Here is a 23,402-nt window from a genome sequence, read left to right on the forward strand (position 1 = left end):
TCTTTAATTGTTTAGGATATATCGAAATTCCGGTCTGCTCTTATTTGATCGCCTCTGCAAGAGACTTTTGTACATTGGCCTGCAGACTATAAAAATTAATATTATAGGCTGATTTAAAGTAGGCCACTACAATAGCTTCCTTTTGCCTTAGCTTAGCTATTCCTGCAGAATAATCTGGTTTAACCAGATCCTTGATAAAAAAGGATGCAATCGAAGCTGCTGTCTTGCGATCCCATACTTTAAGTATTGCATCAAGATCTGACTTTTTATAATATTGTCCGGCAGCAGCGTCATATTCACTATATGACCCGGCAGGATACACAGCAGGATTCGGGACAGGTAGCCCTTGCTTAATATAGGTATTTTCATAACTATCCTTACCCCAGGTCAGCATCCAGGAAACCATCTCTGCAAAATCCTCTTCCGGAGATTTTCTGGCATAGTCCGAGATAAAACCTAAGGAAAGTGGATTTATAGTGGAATTGTACCACTCAGCAATATAATCTGATGGCGTAACTTTATTAAAATCCTGTGTATACACTTTTTTCTGATTAAGAATGTGTGTGAACTCGTGGTGCATCAGGTGAAGCATACCTTTAACATCTGCCGGACTTCTGGCATTTATCTTATTGATGTTAGTCAGTAAGATATCCAGCCCGCCTTCAGCAACACCTTCAGTACTTGTTCCATCCTTATTCAATTGCGGACTACCGGACAGGATCAATTGTTTGGGTGCATATGTTCTCATAAAAAGATCACTTCCTGTTTCTGTATTATAAGGATCAATCCATACTTTTTTTACAGCTGTCATTGCAGGAAGTACTTTATCTGCAATTGGCGGCACCAATGTATATTGCATATTAAATTCTGACTGGTCCCATTTATACTTTACCTCTATGTTATAGGTCTTACCCATAAGGTCAAATAAATCTTTATCAAGAGCTGTATTACCAGATACTTCTTCACCCAGATAATTATCCTGAAGTGCTAACTTCTCACTTTTCTTACAAGAAAATATAGAAATTGAGATCAGTATGAACAACAACAATTTGCCATAACTGATATTTATGATAGTTTTCATAATATACTATAATTAAGAATGTTATATTTTATAAATAAATCCGGTCATCTTATCTTGGATTTGCCGGCAGTTCACCTGCAGTCTGCGCAGTCTGAGGGATTTGTAAAACCCTTCTCAGATCATCAGGCTTCAATGAAAATTCCTTTTTGTCTTCATCAATATGAACCACTGGCAGCTTATAGCGGAGAATGTCAAACCATCTCAGACCTTCCTGCATAAATTCAATTCTCTTAAAATCAAGAATGGTGTTAATGAGTGCCTGTTTCACATCGCCCGTTTTATAAAAAGCAGTTACTTTAGCTTCGGTTAAATCATTCTTAGCTGAAGTATAGTCTTTAATACGTGTGCTCAAGTAAGTATTAAGATCTGCAATAGCCACGGCATTATTACCTTGCATTACCGCAGCTTCAGCTTTGTTAAACAACACTTCTTCTGCACTGAATAGTGGTATATAGATATAGTTATTTCCAATCTGCGTAGTGATATAAACAAAATTACGTCTCCACTTATTAATCCCCATCATTTCTCCGCTTGAGCCGTAACCTACTGCCTGATTGGCCCAGGAGCCATTAGCAACATTAGAAGCAGAATAAATTTGCTTTTGCAGAGTTGAATTGAGTCCATATCTGAATTTTTGCCAGTTCCCACTCCACGAAGAACCTGTAGTTGCCAATAACAGATTAGCTTTTTCAGAAGTATTGGTATAAATCGCTGCTTTTCCAGCATCTGTCAGTCCAAGATAAGTTGAATTCCAAGGTCTCAGGTTATCTGCAATACCAGTTGGGAAAGTTAGGTTTGCATGTTCGGTTACTTTATCATATTGCTTTTTAAACAGATAAAACCGACTTGCAAAAGCATGGGCTGCCGCTTTTGTAAAACGATAAGCCGGCACTTTGTAGGCATTATCATTTAATAAAGGTATTCCTTCAGTCAGATCCTTTTCTATCATATCATAGACGTAGGCAACCGTTTTACGTTCATAAGATTTATAAAGCGTTTTTTCTGGTTCGGTTACATAAGGAATACCAAGGTCAGTCGCGGCAGTTGCCGGATCATAGGTTTTAGCAAAAAGAGATACTAGCATAAAATGAGCATATGCCCGGGCAATTAATGCCTCACCTTTATAAGCACTATAATCAGCAGGATTTTTTGCATTATTACAAGTTTGCAGCGCCTGGTTGGCTGCTGCAATTGCATTATAGTTAGAGGCCCAATACATATCAGCAGAACCATCATCCGGTGATGATAAATCTATAAAACGATATGGATTATCATTTAACAAGGCATTGTTAGAAGTAGTCTTATAACCTCTGTCACCTGCATTATCACTCATAGATTCACAGAAAGTGATATAATCACTACCAGGATAAGCCGAAGTAAGCAATTGAGAGACCTTATCGGGGCTATCCAGCTCTGCTCTGTTATCTGGCGCAGTATCCAGCATTTTTTTACATCCTGTAAAGGATATAGCACAAATCAGTATCCCAAATGTGAATGCGCTTATTTTGTAATAAATATATTTTGTTTTCATATCAGATATCAAATTTATAGCCCAATTTTTAAAGAAATAATTACCTGTTTCTGCAGTGGCTGCGCAACACCTCCGGCGTTAAAAAATTCAGGGTCCTGTCCTTCCAGTTTTTTATCTGCAAAAAACAGCAGCATATTTGTAGCTGCCGCTGTTAAAGACATTGAATGCAGACCTATAGCATTCGCAAATCTCTCTGGCAGCTGGTAGGCCAGTGAAACATATTTTAATCTTGCAAAACCACCATTGGCAACCCGTGCAGAAGAAAAATTGTAATTATTATATGGATAATAACCCGATGGCATATTATAATTGTTAATCGCATCCATAATGGATGGTATGTTAGTTTTTGCTTCATCACCGGGAAGTATCCATCTGTTTCTGAATTCTGTCGGCATCGCATCAAGATCAGAGTAGGTAGGTTTAAATACTGAATTCAGTCTTATTTTATTCCCCCCCTGATAGATGAGTTGTGCTGTCAATGTAAATGCTTTATAGCGGATGCTATTAGTAAAACCACCCGAATAAGGAGGATCTACCGGTCCTTCATATTTCAGATATTTTGTTTCGATATCCTGTAAGTTTGTTTTCTGGCTGATTTCTCCCAGTTCGTTTACAAAAAGCGGAATACCAGTCAGATGATCCAGTCCCTTGAAATCCAGAGAGTACAATGAACCAACAGGACGCCCCAGCTGATTACCACCTGTTGGTAATAACATATCAAAAATAATAGGCTGATCCTTAGTATTGGTAATCTTATTGGCAGCATAAGAAAATATAAGTGTAGACCTCCATCCCCAGTCTTTTTCTCTGATGATTTCACCTGAAACTGTAAATTCAACTCCATGAGACCGGAGATTCGCATAATTCCCTGTTTTATCAATCTGTCCGCCAATACCGCTGCTTCTTAACCTGCCAATCAGGTCAAAACCTTTTTTATTATATACATCAGCTGTAACACTAAGCCTGTTATTAAAAAACCCGGCATCCATACCAATATTACCAGAATATTGCTTTTCATAGGTCAGATTTGAATTTTCCAGGTCTCTTATATTTATTCCCGATTCAATTTCCGGCGAATATGGTCTTAGCGTATTAACTGTTTTTAATATCAGTGCAGAATTAGTTGCGTTACCTGTACTGGCTGATAAACCGTAACTGGCTCTTAATTTCAAGGTACTGATAGCCTCGACATCCTTTAAGAATTTTTCCTGATCAATGTTCCAGGAACCACTCACACTCCAGGTAGGTAACCATCTTGCCTGAGGTGATTTTCCAAGCTGATTGGAACCGTCATATCTGGCTGCCGCGCTCAGGTTATATTTATGATCAAAGGTATAACCTGCGGTTGCATAAAAGGAAGCAAACCTATCCTGCGTTTTACCCATTCCATAGTACTGCCTGTTCTGCTCCACCCCTTGTTTAATGATTTTGTAATTCACCAGTGGAATTCCACCGTTTTCATACTGATAACCAAAACCATTATTAAACGCATCCTGCCTGTCCGCCGATCGGATTTCCTGCCCGACAAGAACATTCAGATCATGTCTGCCAAAACTCCTGATATAAGTCAGGTTATTTCTGAAATTGTAACTTCCCAGTGAATTATCATTCCGGTTGTACAATCCACCGGCTCCCATAACAACTTCGGGTAATGCATTCGGGTTATCGGTATCCTTGTATAAATAGGTATTACCATTTGCAATCTGTGAATTATAATTAGCCCTGTAAGCATTGGCTCTGTTAGAATTTTCATTCACCAGATTTTCCTGAGTTGTTTTGGCATAACGGGCCGCCCCAAGAAACTCGTATTTCAGATAAGGATCTACTTTGTAAGCCAGATTCAATTGTAATTTGACATCCAGTCCTGTTAATTTCAGCTGGTTGTTTTGTAATTCATTGATAATATTAAAAGGCGCATAATTCATTCTGAAATATTCCAGGTTACCCTGCTCATCATATGGAGTTAATGCGCGGCTTGTATTTAAAGCGTAACTATAAGGGTTAATATCAAATTCACGGGTCAGTTTACCAAAATAAGCATCGTTTGTCCGGTTTATAGTACCAGGTGCATTTTGCTCTCTGTAAGATGCTGTAGTGATTATTCCACCGCTTAGTTTACTGGAAAAATTGTAGGTATTCTGCGAGTTAAAAGTATAACGCTTCACTTTATCAGCAATAGTCCATCCATTATCATTATAAAAACTTACTGAGGTGTAATGCTGCGCCTTATCAGTTCCGCTGGAGATACTAATCGAATGTTCCTGAGTTAAAGTATTACGAAACAAGTATTTAAACCAGTCAGTGTTAGCCGATGCATATCTGCTCAAAAAAGCATTACGCGCATCCGGCGTATTCTGTAAAAGGAATTGTCCGGTTGCCGGATCAATGGTTTGCAAATTATTATACATCTTCCCGTATACGCCGACATTAGCTGCATTGCCGATATCTTTAAGATTGAGCATACCTTTTCCATATAACTCAGAGTAAATGGACATTTGATCAGCTGAATTTGAAATATTAAAGCCATTGTAGCTGGGACGCAGTTGTGAACTAAAATTACCGGTGTAGTTGATCTGTAAATTCCCGCTTTTCCCTTTCTTAGTGGTAATCACCACTACTCCGTTCATTGCTCTTGCCCCATACAGTGAAGTTGCTGCAACATCCTTTAAAACATAAATATCTTCAACATCATTCATATTGATCCCTGCTGCCGAAGAACCTAAAAGCGTAGATGCATCACCACTGGCAAGCTGATCGTTGGTTACATCAATTACATCTTCCAGGGCTATACCATCTACCACCCATAGTGGTTTGTTTGAACCAGTTAGTGAAGTAACCCCGCGGATTCTGATTTTTGGTGCAGAACCGAAAGTTCCGGATACATTCTGAATAGACACCCCGGCCACTTTACCTTCCAGCGCACGGCCAATGTCTGTAGACCCGGTCTGTCTGAGTTCATCACCTTTTAATTTCACAGAAGCACCAGTAAATTTTTTCTTATCCAATTGCTGATAACCTGTAATTACTGTTTCTTTCAGATTCATCGAGCTTTCTTCCATTCTAATAGCAAGAACCGGGTTATTATCTGATATTCTAACCTCCTGAGTTTTAAATCCGATTTTGGTAAAAACCAGTACCGCACCTTTGGTGACACTGATTGTGAATTGTCCGTCAGCACCTGTCTGTCTGACATTAGCAGTACCTTTTTCGGTAACATTTACGCCGAAGACCTTCTCTACCCTACCGTCAGGATAAGCAAAGGAAACTGTACCCTTTACAACGACAGGATCTGCTGCCTTAGTGGTAACAACTTCTTTTTCAGTTTTCTCTTTTTCTTTAACAACAACAGTTTTGTCTATAATCTCATAAGAAAAGGGCTGATCTTTAAAACAGAGTTTCAGGGTTTCGTCTAAAGTTCCGTCCTGAATTTTTAAGTTTACTTTTTTTGCCTTTTCAAGCAGGCGTTCATTATAAAAAAACTGGTATCCGCTTTGTTTACCTAAATCATTAAAAATTTCTGGTAAAGCGCTGTTTTTCTTATTAATATTGATCTTTTGGGCTAATCCGGCAGCACTTACATGCATTAATACCGAGAATAAAAGAACGAAGGTTACCTTCATGGTTCGCCAAATTAAGTTGCGACCCTGCCAATTTTTGGACAGCAGGGGGCAATGAATAATATTATTCATATTTTTGTTTGGATTGGGTTAATGATTAAACGTTTGCGGAAATTGTTAAAGGGTTGACCCGATCATTTCAGAAGCTCCGATTGCCGTCGGGGTTTCTGTTTTTATACGAGGCCCTGGTGCTTAATATCGCCCGTCGTCTCTGTAGATTTTTTTCATGTAATTTTGGTCTAGGTTTTTGGTTTGATTGATTAGTTAATTATCATTTTTCTGCCTTCGATACTGAATTTGATATCGCTCAGCTGTAGAAGTCTTATGAATTTGCCTAAGCTGGCATTTTTAGCAATTTTCCCTGTAAAATGATCGGTTGGTACAGGACCACGGTAAATAATTTCCAGATCGTACCATTTCGCTGCCTCGCCCAGTACATCCTGCAGCCTGGTACTTTTAAAAAAGAACCAGCCTTCCTTCCAGGCCACAGCCTGTTCTATATCCGCAGATGCCGTTGTGATACTATTTGCTTTCTGTACTGCCTGTTCCCCTGGTTTCAATAAGACTGCATGGGCAGCTCTTTCTTTCAGATCTGTATAACCCAGCGGAGAAACTTTCACAGAACCTTCCAGTAAGGTTGTTTGTGTAGCGGCATGGTCTGTATAACTGTTAATATTAAAGTGTGTGCCCAGTACTTCCACTTCCTGCGCATTGGTTTTCACTTTAAAAGGATGCTTTTTATCTTTAGCTACTTCAAAATAAGCTTCACCACTCAACTCAACTCTGCGGTCTGTATTCCCGGCAAAGGATGCAGGATATTTTAAAGAAGATTTTGCATTGAGTTTGATTTTCGAGCCATCAGGCAAAATCACCTGGTAATTTTCTCCGGCAGCTGTTGAGATTGTATTATACAAAATCCTGGCCGAGGCAGCATTACCCGGTTTTGAAATTACAGTGTAAATCAGTTCTCCCGTATTTGTTTTGGTAATACTTACTCCGGCTTCTTCTGCCAGTTTACCTTTTACATCGTCGGATAAAATGATCTTGTGTCCATCAGCAAGCGTTAGCGTAGCTTTATTTTTGCCTGCAGTAATCTGGTCGGCCAATGCAATAGACGTTGAAATACCGGTTTGCGAAATTTGCTGTCTGTTCAATAAGTAAACAGATCCTGCGATGAATATGACTGCTGCCGCTACTCTCTGCAGATACCACCTTCTTATGGATCTGACCGGTGTTTTTTCAGAAATCCCGGTAACATCCACCACCATATTTGCCCTTCGAAGCGTTCCGGCCCAGATTTCTTCCTTCAGATGACCAAAATCTGCCTCAGTCTCAGAAAGTTTTCGTTTCAGACTTTCTGTACTGTACCAGTTTTCCAATAGTACAATCTCTGCTTCTGTGGCAGTACCTGAATTATATTTAGCAAGAAGGTTGATTGCTTCTTTATTGTTCATCCTGATCTGGTTAGTGCATTTACTGTAATAACCGGTCAGGATAGTTTTGGGGGTAGATCAATCTGCAATTATCTGAAAATAAATAGAATTACCATACTAAGCCCCATCTGATTGATCCTTGGTTTAATAATTTTAAGGGCATTCTGAACTTGCTTTTTCACGGTTTGATCAGATAGGTTTAACCTTTTAGCTATTTCTTTATGGGAAAGATCATCTTTACGGCTTAGCTCAAATATCTCTCTCATCTTTGGCGGCAAACGCTGAATTTCCTGTTCAATGATCAGAATAAGTCGTTTTTCATCCAGCTTGTCAAGCGTTTCCGGATCCGTATAGGTAACAAATGCAGCGATTGATTTGGCATAGTCACTGCGTACCCTGCTCTTCTCTAAAATATTTAACACCTTATTTCGGGCAGCAGCATATAACAATCCTCCCAGATTATGGCTGGATTTAATATCACCAGCTTTGATCCATAGATTACTGAATATTTCCTGAATCACGTCTTTAGTTTCTTCTTCATCTCTGAGCATTTTATACACCTGCGCATACATTAAACTCCAGTACCTGTTGTAGATTTCAGTAAATGACAGACGATCACCTGATTTCAGCAGATCCACCAATTCATTATCTGAATATTCACAATACCTGGCCATAAATTATCACTTATAGGAATAAACTGCAAAGATTTTACAAAAACAACAGCGTTACTCACTACGCTTTCAGTAAACCTAATTAAAAACAATTAATTTAATGGTATCCGGAAAAAAATTAATCAACAACTATAGAAAGATCCAAAAAAAACAACAAATCAAAGTCAGATAAAGCGTATTTAGCAAAAAAATCCAAAGAAAAGCAACTATATATTACATAAATTAACGTTTTTGACAAAACAAATCATTTACTACCTGATGAAAAAGCCCGCATTTCATAAAAAATCTCATTAAACTATCAGGAAAGAAAAAGCTTCGCTTATAATGATTAATACGATCGCTTTTTTTTGTAAAATTGTAAAACAAATAAAACAGATTTTGAATTACATCAAGAGCTACCTGATACTGCTCCTTAGCTTATCAGCTTTTTTAGCTAACGGACAACAGTTAAAACAAGAAAAAAATGTAGTTGCATGGAAGATAAGCTATGCACTGGATTTCGGTTCACCAAAGCAAAAAATTGCCTCTTCCAAAGAAGACCAGGGGCAAATCGCGATGATGGAGCTGGCCAGATCGCTATCTGGATCAACTGATGACAGCCCTCCGCTGATCTGTTATGTAAGTCCGGAATATATCAGGGTAGAACAAAAAGGATTAGGTGGTGGAATCACACTGGCCGATAAAAGAGATACAGTAAGTTATCAGCTGGATACTACCGAAAAAACAGCCTCAAGATATCCTGCAGCTATGCCTAATATACAAACCGCTATGGCCGGAGATTCGATGATGGTGATCAGTTCTGCAGATTTTGTCATGGAGCTGAAACCCGGAACGTTGCAGATCCAGGGATATACCTGTAAAAAGGCAATCTTTGTAAATCCGAACTCTCCTGAAAATGTAATTACTGTCTGGTATGCTGCCGAGCTGCCCCGTCTGTACTGGCAGAAATACAGTTATTTAAAAAGTGTCCCTGGTTGCGCACTCGCCATAGGAACTTTATCCAGAGGGATGAATATTGGTATTAAAGCTAATCAGATTGAAAAAGTTAAGCTGTCAGAAAGCTTCTTTGTCCCTCCTTCCAAATATAAAATCAACGATTAAATGTCCTAAAAAGAATTATGCGTAAACTGATTATATGTATTTTATCGGCTCTGCTTCTGAGCATTAATGCTGGTGCCCAGGAAAAGATTCAGCTAAAAACCGGTGACCTTATTTTCCAGAACCTGGACTGCGGTCCTTTATGTGATGCAATCAATGCAGTTACTCAAGGTTACCAGGGAAATAAATTTAGTCACATGGGTATGGTGCTGCTTAGAAACGACAGCGTACTGATCATTGAAGCATCCGGTAAAAACGTTCATCTTACCCCGCTGAATGAATTTTTGTCCAAATCAGCACATCCGCATTATGTGGGAAGACTGAAAACAGCTCATCAGAAAATAATCCCCACTGCCATTGCATTTTCCATGCAGCAAATGGGTGTACTATATGATGAGCAGTATCTGTACAATAATGGCAAATACTATTGTTCGGAATTAATATATGATGCTTTCAAAGCAGCCAATAAAAACAAACCTTTCTTTAAGCTATTCCCGATGACCTATAAAGAGCCCGGATCAGGCGCCTTTTTCCCGGTATGGAAAGTGTATTTTGAACACTTAAACATGGAGGTTCCGGAAGGCAAACCCGGATGTAACCCCGGCGGCATCTCTTTATCTGATAAAATTGATATTCTCGGGCAATATAAATGATCCTCAAAATCGTTTATAAAGTCATATAGAAATCAAATTAACCGCCAAATTCCTATTTAAACGACCATTATTAAGTTTTTTATCAATTATGCCCGATAATTGGACTTTCTTATCCTGTTTATGGCTTTATATGGCCAGAAATTTGTTAATTTGAAACGTCAAATATTGGCACCCAGGCACCAAAAAGCAATATTCATAAAAAAAGAATTATGGCCAACAACGAGAAAGAAAAAGAGAGTACCCATATTTTATCAATTGATATTGGTGGCACCGGTATCAAGGCCTGTATCTTAACAGAAGAAGGCGAACTATTCTCTGAGTACACAAAGCTTCCTACGCCCAAGGATTCTACGCCTGAGAATGTGATCAAAGTTATTCATGAACTAGTTGCTCCGCTTGCGCCTTATGGGAAAATCGCCATCGGTTTTCCGGGATATGTTAAATGTGGTATAGTAGAAACCGCTCCCAATCTGGCTAAAAACAAATGGGCCGGTTATCCTCTTGCACAACAAATCAGTGATGTTTTAGGGAAACCTGTCCGCTTAATTAATGATGCTGATCAGCAGGCACTCGGTATAGTCACCGGTAAAGGTTTTGAAATCGTTCTTACCCTGGGTACAGGTTTCGGTACGGCACTGACTTTTGACGGAGATTTACTGCCGCATCTGGAACTCTCTCATCTTCCGGTTTCAAAAAACAAGGATTATGATGATTATATCGGCGAGAAAGCCTTTCAGAAAGAAGGGGATAAAAAATGGAACGAAAGACTAAAACGAATTATAGAAATTTATAAAACAGTGTTTAACTATGATGTGCTCTATCTTGGAGGTGGTAATTCCAAACACATCAATTTTGAACTAGATCATAATATCCACCTGGTTTCTAACCGGGATGGAATTAAAGGCGGAGCAAAATTATGGGCTGCTGAAGAAAAATATCATGTTTTCACTACCTATCCAAAATCAAATACAAAAAATGGAAAGTAAATTCACATTAGGAATGATAGGCCTGGGTACTATGGGCCGCAATTTATTGCTGAACATGGCCGATAAAGGCTTTGCGGTTACAGGTTATGACAAGGATCCTAAAATGATCCAGAAACTTAAAGAAGATGGTGCAAAACACAATCTGACTGCTTACAGCTCATTGGAAGACTTTATTGGAAGCCTGGAATTACCAAGAAGAATTATGCTTCTGGTACCTGCAGGACCAATCGTTGACAGTGTTATTCAGGAACTTTTACCTTTACTGGATAAAGGCGATATTATTATTGATAGCGGAAACTCTCATTTTACTGATACCAGCAAAAGAGCAGAAGATCTTGCCGGCCAGGGAATTCACTTCTTTGGTATGGGAATCTCAGGTGGTGAAGAAGGTGCACGCTTTGGCCCCAGTATTATGCCAGGTGGTGACAAAACCGCTTATGGTGAGATGAAAGAAATTCTGGAAGCTGTTTCTGCAAAAGTAAATGGCGATCCATGTGTGGCTTATATTGGCCCCGGAGCTTCAGGTCACTTTGTGAAAATGGTGCACAATGGTATAGAATATGCCATGATGCAGTTGCTTGCAGAGGCTTACGATCTGATGAAAAATGCGCTTGAATATTCAAACGAACAGATTCATGAGGTATTTGCCAAATGGAATAATGGCCGTTTACAATCTTTCCTTTTAGAAGTAACAACAGACATTTTTGCGTTTAAAGATGAGAAAACAGGTGGCTACCTGGTTGATTATATTAAAGACGAGGCTAAATCAAAAGGTACAGGAAAATGGACTTCGCAGGTATCAATGGATCTGCAGTTACCTATTCCAACTATCAACGAGGCAGTCAGTACGAGAGATTTATCTAAATTCAAAAACCTGCGTGTAGCTTTATCTAAAACTTATCCTCAGGGCAAATATACAGTTGGAGATAAAGATCAGTTTATCGCAGAACTTGAACAGGCTTTATATTTTGCGGTAATTACTTCATATGCACAAGGTCTGCACTTATTATGGCAGGCATCTATTACTTACGATTACAAACTGAATCTGCACGAAATTGCGCAGATCTGGCGCGGCGGATGTATCATCAGAGCAGCATTCCTGGAAGATATTTATCAGGCTTATAAAAAACAACCTGATCTGGAACACCTGTATGCTGATGCTGGCATCGCAAAAAAACTGGAAGAAATCTTACCTGGAATGAGATCTGTAGTAAGTCATAGTGTATTAACCGGACTGGCTGTTCCTGCCTTCGCTTCTGCGCTGACTTATTTTGATGCTTTAAAAACTGCAAGAATGCCTTCTAACCTGATTCAGGCCCAGAGAGACTTCTTTGGTGCCCATTTATTTGAACGTACAGATGCTGAAGGAACTTTCCACGCAATCTGGAATCCGGCAAAACCATAATACAAAAGATATGAACCCTGAATGAGCCTTTCAAAGCTCAAAACCATCACAAGCTCATTCAGGATTCATCACCGATAAATAAAATATGCAAAATGAAAACAAGTCAATGCCTTAACCCAACCGTTTTTGTCATTTTTGGTGGCACAGGGGATCTAAATATGCGCAAACTTGCGCCAGCACTTTATAACTTGTATTCTGACGGCTATATGCCTAAAGATTATGCAATCATCGGAACAGCAAGAAGTAAACTCACTGATGTGCAGTTCCGTACTACGATTATGGACGGTGTAAACCAGTTTTCCCGTGCCGGAAAGGTAAAAAAAGAAAAATGGGATGATTTCGCAGCAAATGTATACTATAATCCGGTAGATGTATCTGCTCCTGAAACTTTCCAGGATCTGAAAACAAGCATTGAAAAACTTAAAAAGAAATTTGGTCCTAAAACACAGGTTATTTATTACCTGGCAGTAGCGCCTAACCTGTTTCCACTGATTGCAGAGTGTATTTCTAAATATGATCTTGCAGGAAATGAAGATAACTGCCGTATCGTAATTGAAAAACCTTTTGGTCGTGATTTAGAGACTGCCAGAGAGTTAAATAAATTACTGACAGGAATCTTCACTGAGAAACAGATTTATAGAATTGACCATTATCTGGGTAAGGAAACTGTCCAGAATATCATGGCTTTCCGTTTCGCCAACTCTTTCCTTGAACCGCTTTGGAACCGTACTTACATTGATCACGTACAGATTTCTGTAACTGAACAGTTGGGCGTTGGAGACCGCGGTGGTTATTATGATGGTGCAGGAGCCCTGAGAGATATGATTCAAAATCATATTTTACAATTGCTTTGCTTAATTGGTATGGAAACTCCTATCAATTTTGACGCAGATGAGATCAGAAACAAAAAGGTTGATGTATTAAAAGCTATGCGTCCGTTCGGCCCTGATGATATTCGTAACAGTACTGTCCGCGGACAATATTCTAAAGGATGGGTTGAAGGTAAAGAGGTTCCTGGCTACAGATCTGAAAAAGATGTGGATGCACATTCCAACACTGAAACTTTTGCCGCAGCAAAATTCTTCGTGGATAACTGGCGCTGGCAGGGAATTCCTTTCTATGTACGTACAGGTAAGCGTCTGTTCCAGACTTCTTCATTGATTACGATACAGTTTAAGGATGTTCCCCATCAGGTATTTCCTGCAGGTGTAACTGAACACTGGCAACAGAACAGACTGATCATCAGTATCCAGCCTGAAATGAGTATCCGTTTACAGGTACAGGCTAAAAGACCAGGCCTGGACATGGTACTCAACCCGGTTGATATGGTTTTCGATTACAAAGGAACCTATAGTTCAGAAGCGCCTGAAGCTTATGAAACTTTATTACTGGATGTCATGATCGCTGATCAGACACAGTTTATGCGTGCAGATCAGGTAGAAAGTGCATGGGAATTATTGATGCCGGTCATCAATGCATGGGAAAGTAAAACTTCATTGAGTTTCCCTAATTACCCTGCAGATTCATGGGGACCTGAAGATGCTGAAGCACTGATTGCCAGAGATGGTTTCCACTGGTTCACTTTACCTTTAAAAAATAAAGACTAGCATGAACTTACTCATCTATAAAACAAAAAGTGAGCTGCTGAAAGACCTGGCAGATTATATTATCGCAATCGCGGAAAAAGCAATTGCAGAAAAAGATTGTTTTAATTTTGTGCTTACCGGCGGCAACTCTCCTAAAGAGTTATACGAAATGCTATCCACTACGTATCGTGAGAAGCTGGACTGGTCAAAGGTATTTTTCTTTATCGGGGATGAACGTAATGTTCCTCCGGGACATGAAAGCTATAATGGCCTGATGGCTAAGAAATCCATTTTAGATCCTTTGAACGTTGACTCGGATCATATCTTTTTTGTAGATACAACACTGGCTCCCGAAAAGGCTGCCATTGAGTACGCAAAAGCTATTTCTGAGCATTTTAAAGGTGCTGATCTGGCATTTGATCTGATTCTGTTAGGTATGGGTGATGACGGACATACGGCATCATTATTCCCGGGCACAGCTATTCTGGATAGTAAAGAAGTAACTGTAGAGAGTGTATACGTTGAAAAACTGGCAACTTACAGAATCAGCTTTACTGCCCCTCTGATCAATAAGGCAAAAAATGTTGCCTTCCTGGTATTTGGAGAAGCCAAAGCTGAAGCGCTTAAACATGTGATCGAAGATGAGCCTAAGGATACTCACCTGTATCCTTCTGAACTGATCAATCCGATTGACGGAAGCCTTACCTGGTTTCTGGATAGTGAAGCAGCAAAACTGCTGGAAAACTAATCCGCATAGCTATAGCAAAAGCCCTGTTTCATCAATTTGAAACAGGGCTTTTTTATGCGACAGAACAAACTGGCTGTTAATGTGTTATATCCATACGTTACGTTCAACCTTAACCTATGCCTGCACAAACAGATATTCTCATTACAGGCGGCGGACTGGCCGGACTAACTGCAGCTTTGCATCTTCAACGGGCAGGAATGGAGGTTATCCTTATAGAAAAGGATAAATACCCGCATCATAAAGTTTGTGGTGAGTATGTTTCCAACGAGGTTATCCCCTATCTCCAATGGCTGGATGCCGATCCTGCAATACTCCATCCTTCACGGATTTCCACACTGCAATTTTCTACCAGTTCGGGACGCAGCATTTTTACCCGCCTGCCCCTGGGTGGCTTTGGTATCAGCAGATATCAGCTGGATAATTTGCTGTATGAAAAATTTATAGCCAGAGGTGGCACTGTGATACAGGATACAGTGAGTAATATAGTTTTTGAAAAGGACCTTTTTACAGTTTACACGCTCCATGAAAAACAGTTTACTGCCAGACAGGTTATTGGTGCTTATGGTAAACGCTCTGCCGTTGATCTTAAATTAAAAAGGAAATTTATGCAGCAGCCCTCACCTTTTCTGGCTATAAAAGCCCATTATTCCGGAGAATTTGATCAGGATCTTGTCGCACTGCATAATTTTAAGGGCGGATATTGCGGCATTTCAAAAATCGAGGATCAAAAGATAAACATCTGTTATCTGACAGATTACAGCACATTCAAACGCTATAAAAACATCAGTTCTTTTCAGGAAAAAGTACTTTATCAAAATAAACACCTGAAAGATATTTTTGAGAACACCACCCCTTTGTTTGAAACACCGTTAACTATCAGTCAACTATCATTTGGCACCAGAGAAGCAGTAACTGATCATATCCTGATGATCGGTGATACTGCAGCACTGATACATCCTTTATGCGGCAATGGCATGGCCATGGCTATACACAGTGCACAGCTTTGTGCAGGATTACTGATCCGTTTTTTTAAAGGGGATATTACAGACAGAATTACCCTGGAAAAACGCTATCTTATAGCCTGGAATCAACAGTTTAAATCCAGACTATGGATGGGTAATACTTTATCTGCAATTTTAAAAAAAGAATATCTGGCAGAAAAACTGGTTAGCGGGATTATCAGAATACCCTCTATCCTGCCGCTGCTGATCAGAAAAACACATGGACATTTGATTAACGTTCAACCCTAATGCCCGTAGATACCTCACACAGAAGCACTGCTCCTGAAATCATGGACAATTTTCAGCTGGAAGGAGAAATACTCCGGGACGCGCTGGACAAAATTGCCGGTATCAACAGGTTGCTGGGCGGAAACAAAGTGACTTTAGAGGGCATTAAATTTTTAATTCAGACACAACCAAAGTCTGCTGTTATCCGTATTACAGATATAGGTTGCGGAAATGGAGATATGCTGAGGGTACTTGCAGATTATGCCCGCAAAAATCAGCTGAATTTTATGCTTACAGGGATTGATGCAAATAATTTCACCGTTGAACATGCCCGGAGCCTTTCTGCGGGGTATACGAATATTAATTATCAGTGTCTGGACATATTTGATCAGCTAAACAGGCAGGAACCAACAGACATTATCATTTGCACTTTAACACTGCATCATTTTAAAGATCAGGATATCATCGCCCTGCTGCAAAGTTTCAATGCCGCAGCAAGACTGGGTATAGTGATTAATGATCTGCAGCGAAGTGCGGTTGCCTATTATCTGTTTCTGGGTTTATGTTTTATATTCCGGCTGAATAAAATGTCACGTGAAGATGGGCTGGTTTCTATTCTCCGCGGATTTAAAAGAGCTGACCTGGTTTTATATTCAAAAAAACTGGCGTACAGGAATTACCAGATCAAATGGAAATGGGCATTCCGGTACCAGTGGATAGTTAAAATAGCATGAGTGTAATTATAAAAAGCATTAGCAAAGTATTGCCGGCGCATTCAAGAACTACCGCCGAAATTATTCCTTTTCTTGATGGATGGCTACACGGACAGGAAGAAAGATTTATCCGTAAGGTTAAAAAGATATTTGAAAATGCAGCTGTGGACCAGCGCTATTCTATCCTGTCTCCGCAACAGGTATTCAGTGAACTGACCTTTGGAGAGCGGAATGATATTTATATCAGGGAAAGTATAAAACTCGGTACCCGCTGTCTGGATGCTGCCATTCAAAAGGCGGGATGGAAAAATACAGATCTCGACTATATCATTACTGTGAGCTGCACCGGAATCATGATTCCTTCTCTGGATGCTTATCTGATCAATAATTTAAAATTACGTCAGGATATTATACGGCTGCCGGTAACAGAAATGGGTTGTGCAGCGGGGGTTTCCGGAATTATTTACGCCCGGAACTTTTTAAAAGCCAATCCGGGTAAAAGAGCGGCCGTGGTGGCTGTGGAATCTCCGACTGCTACTTTTCAGCTCAACGATTTCTCCATGACCAATATAGTCAGTGCTGCTATTTTCGGTGACGGGGCCGCCTGCGTCCTGTTATCTTCGCATGAAGAAGACAAGGGTCCGGAAATTCTGGATGACGGGATGTACCATTTTTATGATGCTGAAGACATGATGGGTTTTAAATTCACTGATACAGGTTTACAGATGGTACTGGATATTACTGTCCCTGAAATTATCGCGAACCATTTCCCCGCAATCATCCATCCATTTTTAGCTAAAAACAATTTGGATATTCCGGCTGTAGATCATCTTATTTTTCATCCCGGCGGAAAAAAAATCATTGAAACCGTAGAGAAACTATTCGGTGCACTGGGCAAAAACATAGAGGATACCAAAGCGGTATTAAGGCTTTATGGGAATATGTCAAGTGTCACGGTATTATATGTCCTTGAGCGGATTATGGATAAACAGCCCCGTCCGGGAGAGACAGGACTAATGCTCAGTTTTGGTCCGGGATTTTCCGCACAACGGATTTTATTGCAGTGGTAGGAAAGATTTGAATTTTTTTAAGCATTTTTTGTTTTTACTTTACACCTTTGAAACAAAATAAAACTTATAATGAACGCACAAGAAATATTAGCCAGATTACCTTATAGCAAACCTTTTTTATTTGTCGATGAGTTACTGCAGATTGACGAAAACGGATCAACAGGAACCTATACTTTTGACAAAGACCTTGATTTCTATAAAGGACACTTCAAAGATGCACCGGTTACACCAGGGGTAATCTTAACAGAAACCATGGCACAGATTGGTTTGGTTTGTCTGGGTATTTATCTTTCTGGCAGCACCGGCACAGAGATGAAAGCTCATGTCATGCTGACTTCTACAGCAATGGATTTTATGAAACCGGTATTTCCAGGTGAAAAAGTTACGGTAACTGCTGAAAAAGTATATTTCAGATTCAAAAAACTGAACTGTAATGTAGTGATGAAAAATGAAGCGGGAGAAACAGTATGTAAAGGGAATATATCTGGCATGGTAACGACAAAAATGAATGACTAAACGTGTAGTGATCACCGGCTTAGGGGTTGTTTCACCTAATGGTGCGGACATCGCGCAATTCAGCCATGCGATCAGAAATGGTCTGTCTGGCATTAAGCACGATCCGCAGCTGGAACAACTGCTGTTTTCCTGCCATGTAGCAGGGAAACCGGTGATTGAAGAGACACGTTTACCACAGTATTTTACTGAACTTGAAATCAGAAACCTGGAAAGTACCGGGATTGTTTATGGCGTAATAGCTGGTATGGATGCCTGGCACGATGCCGGCCTCCTGCCCGCTCCTGCTGAGATCCCGGACTGGGACAGCGGTACTGTTTTTGGCACCGGAACCTCGGGTATTGACAAATTCAGAGGAGCTATTTACAAACTGGATAATCTCCAGATCCGTAAACTGGGCAGTACGGTGGTTGCACAAACCATGGCGAGTGGTGTCAGCGCGCTTTTAGCAGGCAAACTTGGTCTGGGCAATCAGGTCACTACAAATTCATCTGCCTGTGCAACGGGCACAGAAAGCATTTTAATGGCTTATGAGCGCATTAAATCCGGTCAGGCAATACGAATGCTTGCCGGCAGCACAAGTGACAGCGGGCCTTATATCTGGGCCGGCTTTGATGCAATGAAAGTCTGTACCTACAAGCACAATGAAACTCCTGAAAAAGCAAGCCGCCCGATGAGCGCTTCTGCCAGTGGTTTTGTTCCCGGCAGTGGTGCCGGAGCAATGGTTTTAGAAAGTCTGGACAGTGCTTTATCCAGAGGCGTTAAAATCTATGCGGAAATACTGGGCGGCCATCTCAACTCCGGCGGACAACGCGGTACAGGTACCATGACTGCCCCTAATCCTCAGGCAGTGCAAAGATGCATAGTCAGCGCACTGAAATCGTCGGGCATCAGGCCTGATGAGGTAGACCTGATCAATGGTCATTTAACAGCAACATCAAAAGATCCACTGGAGATACAGAACTGGGTCACAGCTCTGGGGCGTTCGGGCAAGGATTTTCCTTATATCAATTCCGTTAAAGGGATGATTGGTCATTGTATCAGCGCATCGGGCAGTATTGAATGTGTAGCTTCTGTTTTACAACTCAGCGAAGGCTTTATTTTTCCGAATATAAATTGTGAAGATCTGCATCCTGAGATTGAAATGCTGATAGATCAGGAATGTATACCAAGGGTTTCTCTGGAGAAAAAGCCAGCTATACTGATTAAGGCCAGCTTTGGCTTTGGAGATGTAAATGCCTGTCTGCTATTAAAAAAATATAATCATGGATAAAGATGAATTAATTGCCGCTATCAAAGAAATTGCCGCTCCTTATACTGCGGATAAAACAGCACTGGCTCATCTCAGTGAAAAAACCGATTTTATTACGGATCTTAAAATCAATTCAGCCAATCTGGTAGATATAGTGCTGGATCTGGAAGAAAAATTCGGGATAGAAATAGATAATGATGCAATGGCCAGGATGCTGAATGTCAAATCAACTGTGGAAATCATTGAGGCGAAAATGCGCGCACATGATAGGAAATGATATTGTTGATCTCAGACAGGCTGAGCTGGACAGCAACTGGCAGCGTAAAGGTTATCTCGATAAAATCTGTACTGCTCCCGAGCAGCAAATGATCCTTACAGCTTTATACCCCGCAAGGATGTTATGGTTAATCTGGACCATGAAAGAATCAGCGTGTAAGATTGTTCAGCGCAAAACGGGCATCAGAAGTTATGTGCCTTTGAAATTCTGTTGTGAGGTGGCCTGTCATGATGGTTTGCAGGCCAGCGGAACGGTAAATTATCTGGAAGAGATTTTCCAGATCAGAACCGAAATCAAAGACAATTGCATTCATTCTTCGGCTGTCCCGCAAAGCAGTGATTTTGAGCATCTGCATCTGCATTATCTGCAGCCATCAGCCACCTACAGAGAAGAATTCAATAGTTTATCAGGACTTTATTTACTGGCCGGTACTCCATCAGGTCTTCCGGAGTTAACCCATCAGATAACCGGCCATAAGCATGCTGTTTCAGTTAGTCACCATGGTGAATATCTGGCAATTATTTATTCAGATTCTCTTCTATCAGCAGATTGATAATACCATCGGCCATTCCAACTCTCGGTACATGGATCTGTTTGATTCCGGTCCACTTCATCACAGTGATAAATATCTCACAGGCAGGAATAATAACATCTGCCCGATCTGGGTTCAGATTAAAGAGCTGAATCCGTTCTTTCAGTGAATGACTGTTCAACTGATTATAGAGGGATTTTAACTTTAAAAAGGTTAATGGCATTCCTTCTTTCTCATTTGCCATTTTATAGAGTTTATTGATATTTCCACCAGTACCAATCCCGGCAAGATTTTTATGATATTTAGTCTGATCTTTTACCCAGAGCTTCATCTCTTCCCAGGTCTCTTCCTTATCCTGATTATCCAGTATACGGATAGTTCCGATATCAAATGATTTAGAAGCTACGGGTACTTTATTGACAAAAACAGATAATTCTGTACTACCGCCGCCTACATCTATATAAAGATAGTTTTTCCTGATATCCAGATCATCTTCGATATGATTGGCATAAATGATATTTGCCTCTCTTTGTCCTTCTATAATCTCCAGATCCAGATTTGCTTTTTCCTGAATAAGCTTAATAATTTCACGGCCATTCTGTGCTTCTCTCATAGAAGATGTGGCACAGGCCAGATACTTGGTTACCTGATAAACATCCATCAGGTTCTTGAAGGCCTGCATTGTTTTAATCAGATCTTCGATTTTACGTGCAGAGATTTTATGATCCAGAAAAGCGTCATCGCCTAATCTCAAAGGAACCCTTACCAGTGTATTCTTTTTAAAACCAAACCCATTTTCATTGTATGTTATATCTGCAATAAGCAGTCTTACGGCATTAGAGCCAACGTCAATTGCTGCATATCTGAGCATAATCTTTTACTGGTGTTTGTTTTTTAAGTAATTATATGTTTGAACCTGTGCCCGCACTTTAGTGCTGATACGGTTTTTATGGTATTTATTATTATTCAGTCTGGTGATATCTCTGGCTTTCACATTATCCTGTAACTGAAAGTCGATAATATCCCTGATTTCCTGTTTCACATCTTCATCGAGTACGGGAAATCCAACCTCTACGCGATGTTCAAAATTCCTGCTCATCAGATCGGCCGAAGAAAGAAATAACTCTTCTTTACCATTGTTACCAAAAATAAAAACCCGGGCATGCTCCAGAAACTTATCAATGATACTGATGACTGTGATATTTTCACTGAAACCTTTAACTCCGGGAATCAGGCAGCAAATACCTCTCACAATCAGTTTAATCTTCACTCCTGCATTGCTGGCATCATATAATTTCTCTACAATGCCTTCATCTGCAAGACTGTTTACTTTGAAAATCAGGTAGGCAGGTTTACCTGCTCTGGCAATTTTAATCTCCCGGTCTATTAGCGTATAAAACTTTGTCCTTGATTCTAAAGGGGAAACAATCAGGTACTTAAATCCTGTTGCTACTGTACGTTTATTTAAGGCCGCAAAAAGTTTAATCAGGTCATGAGTGATCTCTTTTTTAGCCGTAAAAATACTGTGATCGCAATAAAGTTTAGCTGTCTTTTCGTTGAAATTACCAGTAGCCAGATTTGCATAATAAACCGGACGGCCTTTTTCTATCCGGGTTACCAGACAGATCTTGGAATGGACTTTATAGTCTGTCAGACCATAGTTTACATGCACACCTTCTTCTTCCAGTCTGTTAGTCCAGAAGATATTCGCCCGCTCGTCAAAACGTGCTTTAAGCTCTACCAGACAGTTTACCTTTTTACCATTCTTTGCCGCATTAATCAGTGCATTGATTACCCTTGAATTTTCTGCAAGACGATAAAGTGTGATATTGATAGCGGTTACCTTCGGATCTATCGCTGCTTCACGCAGAAACAGGATGATATAATCATAAGACTGGTAAGGCAGATTAACCAGGTAATCTCTTTCTGCCAGTTTGTTAAAGATGCTTTGTGTACGGTGTAAGCCAAAAACCTTTAAAGGGACATTCACAGGATACTCCAGACTTTTATCACCGACATTGGGAAAACGAATGAAGTCACCAAATTTATGATAACGGTTTCCGGGAATCAGACTTTCTGCCTCAATTTTCATTTTAGCAACCAGCACTCCCAGCATATCAAATGGCATTTCTGTATCATAAAGTAAACGCATAGGCTTACCTTTTTTTCTTTTATCCAGACTGGTCTTCAGTTCATCAATAAATTTATCACTTACATTTTTATCAATGTCCAGCTCTGCATCTCTGGTTAACTGTATGGAATAAGCATCTACTTCATCGTATTTAAATACATAAAAGATATCATCCAGGCAGTATTTGATAATATCCTCAGCCAGAATAATAAATTTCAGTCCGTTAGTTTCCGGAAGCACGAGAAATCTGGGCAGATCTGGTGGCAATTCTATCAGTGCATACTTCTCATCTTTTTTGCCGGCCTTTTTTTTAAGTCTTACAAAAAAATAAAGGTACCTGTCTCTGAGCTCCGGAAATGGTTTTTCCAGATCAATCATAATCGGTACCAGATTAGAAAGTATTTTATCGCGGAAATGTTCTTTTACAAATTCTCCGCGGGCCACATTGAGTTGTGTATCATTCAGGATGAAAATCCTGTTTTGTGCGAGTTCATTAATCAGGGTAGCCTGAAAAAGCTGTTCAAATTTACGTTCCTGTTTAACGACAATATTCTTAATCTCGTTAAGTACTTTCTTCGGATTAAATCCCAGCAGCTCTTTGGCCTTGTCGTTTAAATTGGACAATCTGGTCATTGTAGCTACACGTACCCGGTAAAATTCTTCCAGGTTAGAAGAAAAAATAGACAGAAATTTAATTCTTTCAATCAGTGGAACAGTTTCATCTGTTGCCTCCTGTAAAACCCGTTCATTAAAATATAACCAGCTGAGTTCTCTATTTAAAAATGGGACCTTCTTCTTTGTCATGGGGGTTTATCAAAAATATCCCTGGTGGGAACGGATGCTCAAAACTGCGAATTCTATTGTTAATTCAGTGTT

20 protein-coding genes are annotated in these 23,402 nt (G+C 40.0%); 13 read left to right on the forward strand and 7 right to left on the reverse strand.

What is annotated here, in order from left to right:
- Positions 1-40 precede the first annotated feature (40 nt).
- The 5 genes from PL_RS07075 to PL_RS07095 all read right to left on the reverse strand — a co-directional run bounded on the left by PL_RS07075 (position 41) and on the right by PL_RS07095 (position 8,336).
- Positions 41-1,081, reverse strand: coding sequence for a substrate import-associated zinc metallohydrolase lipoprotein (locus PL_RS07075; RefSeq protein WP_348621310.1), 1,041 nt, complete (start codon positions 1,079-1,081; stop codon positions 41-43).
- Positions 1,082-1,130: 49 nt separating this feature from the next.
- On the reverse strand, positions 1,131-2,612 hold the full coding sequence (locus tag PL_RS07080) for a RagB/SusD family nutrient uptake outer membrane protein (RefSeq protein WP_041878698.1): 1,482 nt from the start codon (positions 2,610-2,612) through the stop codon (positions 1,131-1,133).
- 14 nt (positions 2,613-2,626) lie between these two features.
- Positions 2,627-6,232 (reverse strand): SusC/RagA family TonB-linked outer membrane protein, encoded by a 3,606-nt coding sequence (locus tag PL_RS07085; protein WP_052496073.1) that lies wholly within the window; start codon positions 6,230-6,232, stop codon positions 2,627-2,629.
- Positions 6,233-6,489: 257 nt separating this feature from the next.
- Positions 6,490-7,683 carry a FecR family protein gene (locus tag PL_RS07090; RefSeq protein WP_041878696.1) on the reverse strand — a complete coding sequence of 398 codons (1,194 nt, stop codon included), beginning with the start codon at positions 7,681-7,683 and terminating at the stop codon, positions 6,490-6,492.
- Positions 7,684-7,751: 68 nt separating this feature from the next.
- Positions 7,752-8,336 (reverse strand): RNA polymerase sigma factor, encoded by a 585-nt coding sequence (locus PL_RS07095; RefSeq protein WP_041878695.1) that lies wholly within the window; start codon positions 8,334-8,336, stop codon positions 7,752-7,754.
- A gap of 375 nt (positions 8,337-8,711) precedes the next feature.
- Here PL_RS07095 and PL_RS07100 point away from each other — a divergent pair, with 375 nt between their 5' ends.
- The 13 genes from PL_RS07100 (at position 8,712) to PL_RS07160 (ending at position 20,416) form a co-directional block, all read left to right on the forward strand.
- Positions 8,712-9,434, forward strand: coding sequence for a hypothetical protein (locus PL_RS07100; protein WP_152620258.1), 723 nt, complete (start codon positions 8,712-8,714; stop codon positions 9,432-9,434).
- 17 nt (positions 9,435-9,451) lie between these two features.
- Positions 9,452-10,084, forward strand: coding sequence for a YiiX/YebB-like N1pC/P60 family cysteine hydrolase (locus PL_RS07105; RefSeq protein WP_041878691.1), 633 nt, complete (start codon positions 9,452-9,454; stop codon positions 10,082-10,084).
- Between the two features lie 209 nt (positions 10,085-10,293).
- Complete coding sequence (locus PL_RS07110) at positions 10,294-11,070, forward strand: ROK family protein (RefSeq protein ID WP_041878689.1); 777 nt, start codon at positions 10,294-10,296, stop codon at positions 11,068-11,070.
- On the forward strand, positions 11,060-12,475 hold the full coding sequence (gene gndA, locus PL_RS07115) for an NADP-dependent phosphogluconate dehydrogenase (RefSeq protein WP_041878687.1): 1,416 nt from the start codon (positions 11,060-11,062) through the stop codon (positions 12,473-12,475). The genes PL_RS07110 and gndA overlap by 11 nt, the downstream gene beginning before the upstream one ends.
- 92 nt (positions 12,476-12,567) lie before the next feature.
- Positions 12,568-14,082 (forward strand): glucose-6-phosphate dehydrogenase, encoded by a 1,515-nt coding sequence (gene zwf / locus PL_RS07120; RefSeq protein ID WP_041878685.1) that lies wholly within the window; start codon positions 12,568-12,570, stop codon positions 14,080-14,082.
- Position 14,083: 1 nt separating this feature from the next.
- Entirely contained in the window at positions 14,084-14,809 is a 726-nt protein-coding gene (gene pgl / locus PL_RS07125; protein ID WP_041878683.1) for a 6-phosphogluconolactonase, read from the forward strand.
- A 116-nt stretch (positions 14,810-14,925) separates the two neighbouring features.
- Positions 14,926-16,059: an NAD(P)/FAD-dependent oxidoreductase gene (locus tag PL_RS07130; protein ID WP_041878681.1), complete on the forward strand. Its 1,134-nt coding sequence runs from the start codon at positions 14,926-14,928 to the stop codon at positions 16,057-16,059.
- The gene (locus PL_RS07135; RefSeq protein WP_041878679.1) at positions 16,059-16,772 is read left to right on the forward strand and encodes a methyltransferase domain-containing protein; all 714 of its coding nucleotides are present in this window, start codon (positions 16,059-16,061) and stop codon (positions 16,770-16,772) included. The genes PL_RS07130 and PL_RS07135 overlap by 1 nt, the downstream gene beginning before the upstream one ends.
- Positions 16,769-17,821 (forward strand): type III polyketide synthase, encoded by a 1,053-nt coding sequence (locus PL_RS07140; protein WP_041878677.1) that lies wholly within the window; start codon positions 16,769-16,771, stop codon positions 17,819-17,821. Before PL_RS07135 ends, PL_RS07140 begins: the two co-directional genes overlap by 4 nt.
- A gap of 69 nt (positions 17,822-17,890) precedes the next feature.
- Positions 17,891-18,337, forward strand: a complete 447-nt coding sequence (locus tag PL_RS07145; protein WP_041878674.1) for a 3-hydroxyacyl-ACP dehydratase FabZ family protein — start codon at positions 17,891-17,893, stop codon at positions 18,335-18,337.
- Positions 18,330-19,607: a beta-ketoacyl-[acyl-carrier-protein] synthase family protein gene (locus tag PL_RS07150; RefSeq protein WP_041878672.1), complete on the forward strand. Its 1,278-nt coding sequence runs from the start codon at positions 18,330-18,332 to the stop codon at positions 19,605-19,607. Before PL_RS07145 ends, PL_RS07150 begins: the two co-directional genes overlap by 8 nt.
- Positions 19,600-19,863 (forward strand): acyl carrier protein, encoded by a 264-nt coding sequence (locus PL_RS07155; RefSeq protein WP_041878670.1) that lies wholly within the window; start codon positions 19,600-19,602, stop codon positions 19,861-19,863. The genes PL_RS07150 and PL_RS07155 overlap by 8 nt, the downstream gene beginning before the upstream one ends.
- Positions 19,850-20,416: a 4'-phosphopantetheinyl transferase family protein gene (locus PL_RS07160; RefSeq protein WP_052496072.1), complete on the forward strand. Its 567-nt coding sequence runs from the start codon at positions 19,850-19,852 to the stop codon at positions 20,414-20,416. The genes PL_RS07155 and PL_RS07160 overlap by 14 nt, the downstream gene beginning before the upstream one ends.
- On the opposite strand, the gene PL_RS07165 is transcribed toward PL_RS07160, so the two are convergent.
- On the reverse strand, positions 20,382-21,266 hold the full coding sequence (locus PL_RS07165; RefSeq protein ID WP_041878668.1) for an exopolyphosphatase: 885 nt from the start codon (positions 21,264-21,266) through the stop codon (positions 20,382-20,384). The genes PL_RS07160 and PL_RS07165 overlap by 35 nt on opposite strands.
- A gap of 6 nt (positions 21,267-21,272) precedes the next feature.
- The gene (gene ppk1 / locus PL_RS07170; protein WP_041878666.1) at positions 21,273-23,330 is read right to left on the reverse strand and encodes a polyphosphate kinase 1; all 2,058 of its coding nucleotides are present in this window, start codon (positions 23,328-23,330) and stop codon (positions 21,273-21,275) included.
- Positions 23,331-23,402: the final 72 nt, after the last annotated feature.

It is taken from the genome of Pedobacter lusitanus, from assembly GCF_040026395.1.
In the GTDB taxonomy this organism is placed as follows: domain Bacteria; phylum Bacteroidota; class Bacteroidia; order Sphingobacteriales; family Sphingobacteriaceae; genus Pedobacter; species Pedobacter lusitanus.

Coding starts and splice junctions, on each gene's coding strand:
- PL_RS07075 (WP_348621310.1), bottom strand. CDS start 1,081: ATGAAAACTATCATAAATATCAGTTATGGCAAATTGTTGTTGTTCATA.
- PL_RS07080 (WP_041878698.1), bottom strand. CDS start 2,612: ATGAAAACAAAATATATTTATTACAAAATAAGCGCATTCACATTTGGG.
- PL_RS07085 (WP_052496073.1), bottom strand. CDS start 6,232: ATGAAGGTAACCTTCGTTCTTTTATTCTCGGTATTAATGCATGTAAGT.
- PL_RS07090 (WP_041878696.1), bottom strand. CDS start 7,683: ATGAACAATAAAGAAGCAATCAACCTTCTTGCTAAATATAATTCAGGT.
- PL_RS07095 (WP_041878695.1), bottom strand. CDS start 8,336: ATGGCCAGGTATTGTGAATATTCAGATAATGAATTGGTGGATCTGCTG.
- PL_RS07105 (WP_041878691.1), top strand. CDS start 9,452: ATGCGTAAACTGATTATATGTATTTTATCGGCTCTGCTTCTGAGCATT.
- PL_RS07110 (WP_041878689.1), top strand. CDS start 10,294: ATGGCCAACAACGAGAAAGAAAAAGAGAGTACCCATATTTTATCAATT.
- gndA (WP_041878687.1), top strand. CDS start 11,060: ATGGAAAGTAAATTCACATTAGGAATGATAGGCCTGGGTACTATGGGC.
- zwf (WP_041878685.1), top strand. CDS start 12,568: ATGAAAACAAGTCAATGCCTTAACCCAACCGTTTTTGTCATTTTTGGT.
- pgl (WP_041878683.1), top strand. CDS start 14,084: ATGAACTTACTCATCTATAAAACAAAAAGTGAGCTGCTGAAAGACCTG.
- PL_RS07130 (WP_041878681.1), top strand. CDS start 14,926: ATGCCTGCACAAACAGATATTCTCATTACAGGCGGCGGACTGGCCGGA.
- PL_RS07135 (WP_041878679.1), top strand. CDS start 16,059: ATGCCCGTAGATACCTCACACAGAAGCACTGCTCCTGAAATCATGGAC.
- PL_RS07140 (WP_041878677.1), top strand. CDS start 16,769: ATGAGTGTAATTATAAAAAGCATTAGCAAAGTATTGCCGGCGCATTCA.
- PL_RS07145 (WP_041878674.1), top strand. CDS start 17,891: ATGAACGCACAAGAAATATTAGCCAGATTACCTTATAGCAAACCTTTT.
- PL_RS07150 (WP_041878672.1), top strand. CDS start 18,330: ATGACTAAACGTGTAGTGATCACCGGCTTAGGGGTTGTTTCACCTAAT.
- PL_RS07155 (WP_041878670.1), top strand. CDS start 19,600: ATGGATAAAGATGAATTAATTGCCGCTATCAAAGAAATTGCCGCTCCT.
- PL_RS07160 (WP_052496072.1), top strand. CDS start 19,850: ATGATAGGAAATGATATTGTTGATCTCAGACAGGCTGAGCTGGACAGC.
- PL_RS07165 (WP_041878668.1), bottom strand. CDS start 21,266: ATGCTCAGATATGCAGCAATTGACGTTGGCTCTAATGCCGTAAGACTG.
- ppk1 (WP_041878666.1), bottom strand. CDS start 23,330: ATGACAAAGAAGAAGGTCCCATTTTTAAATAGAGAACTCAGCTGGTTA.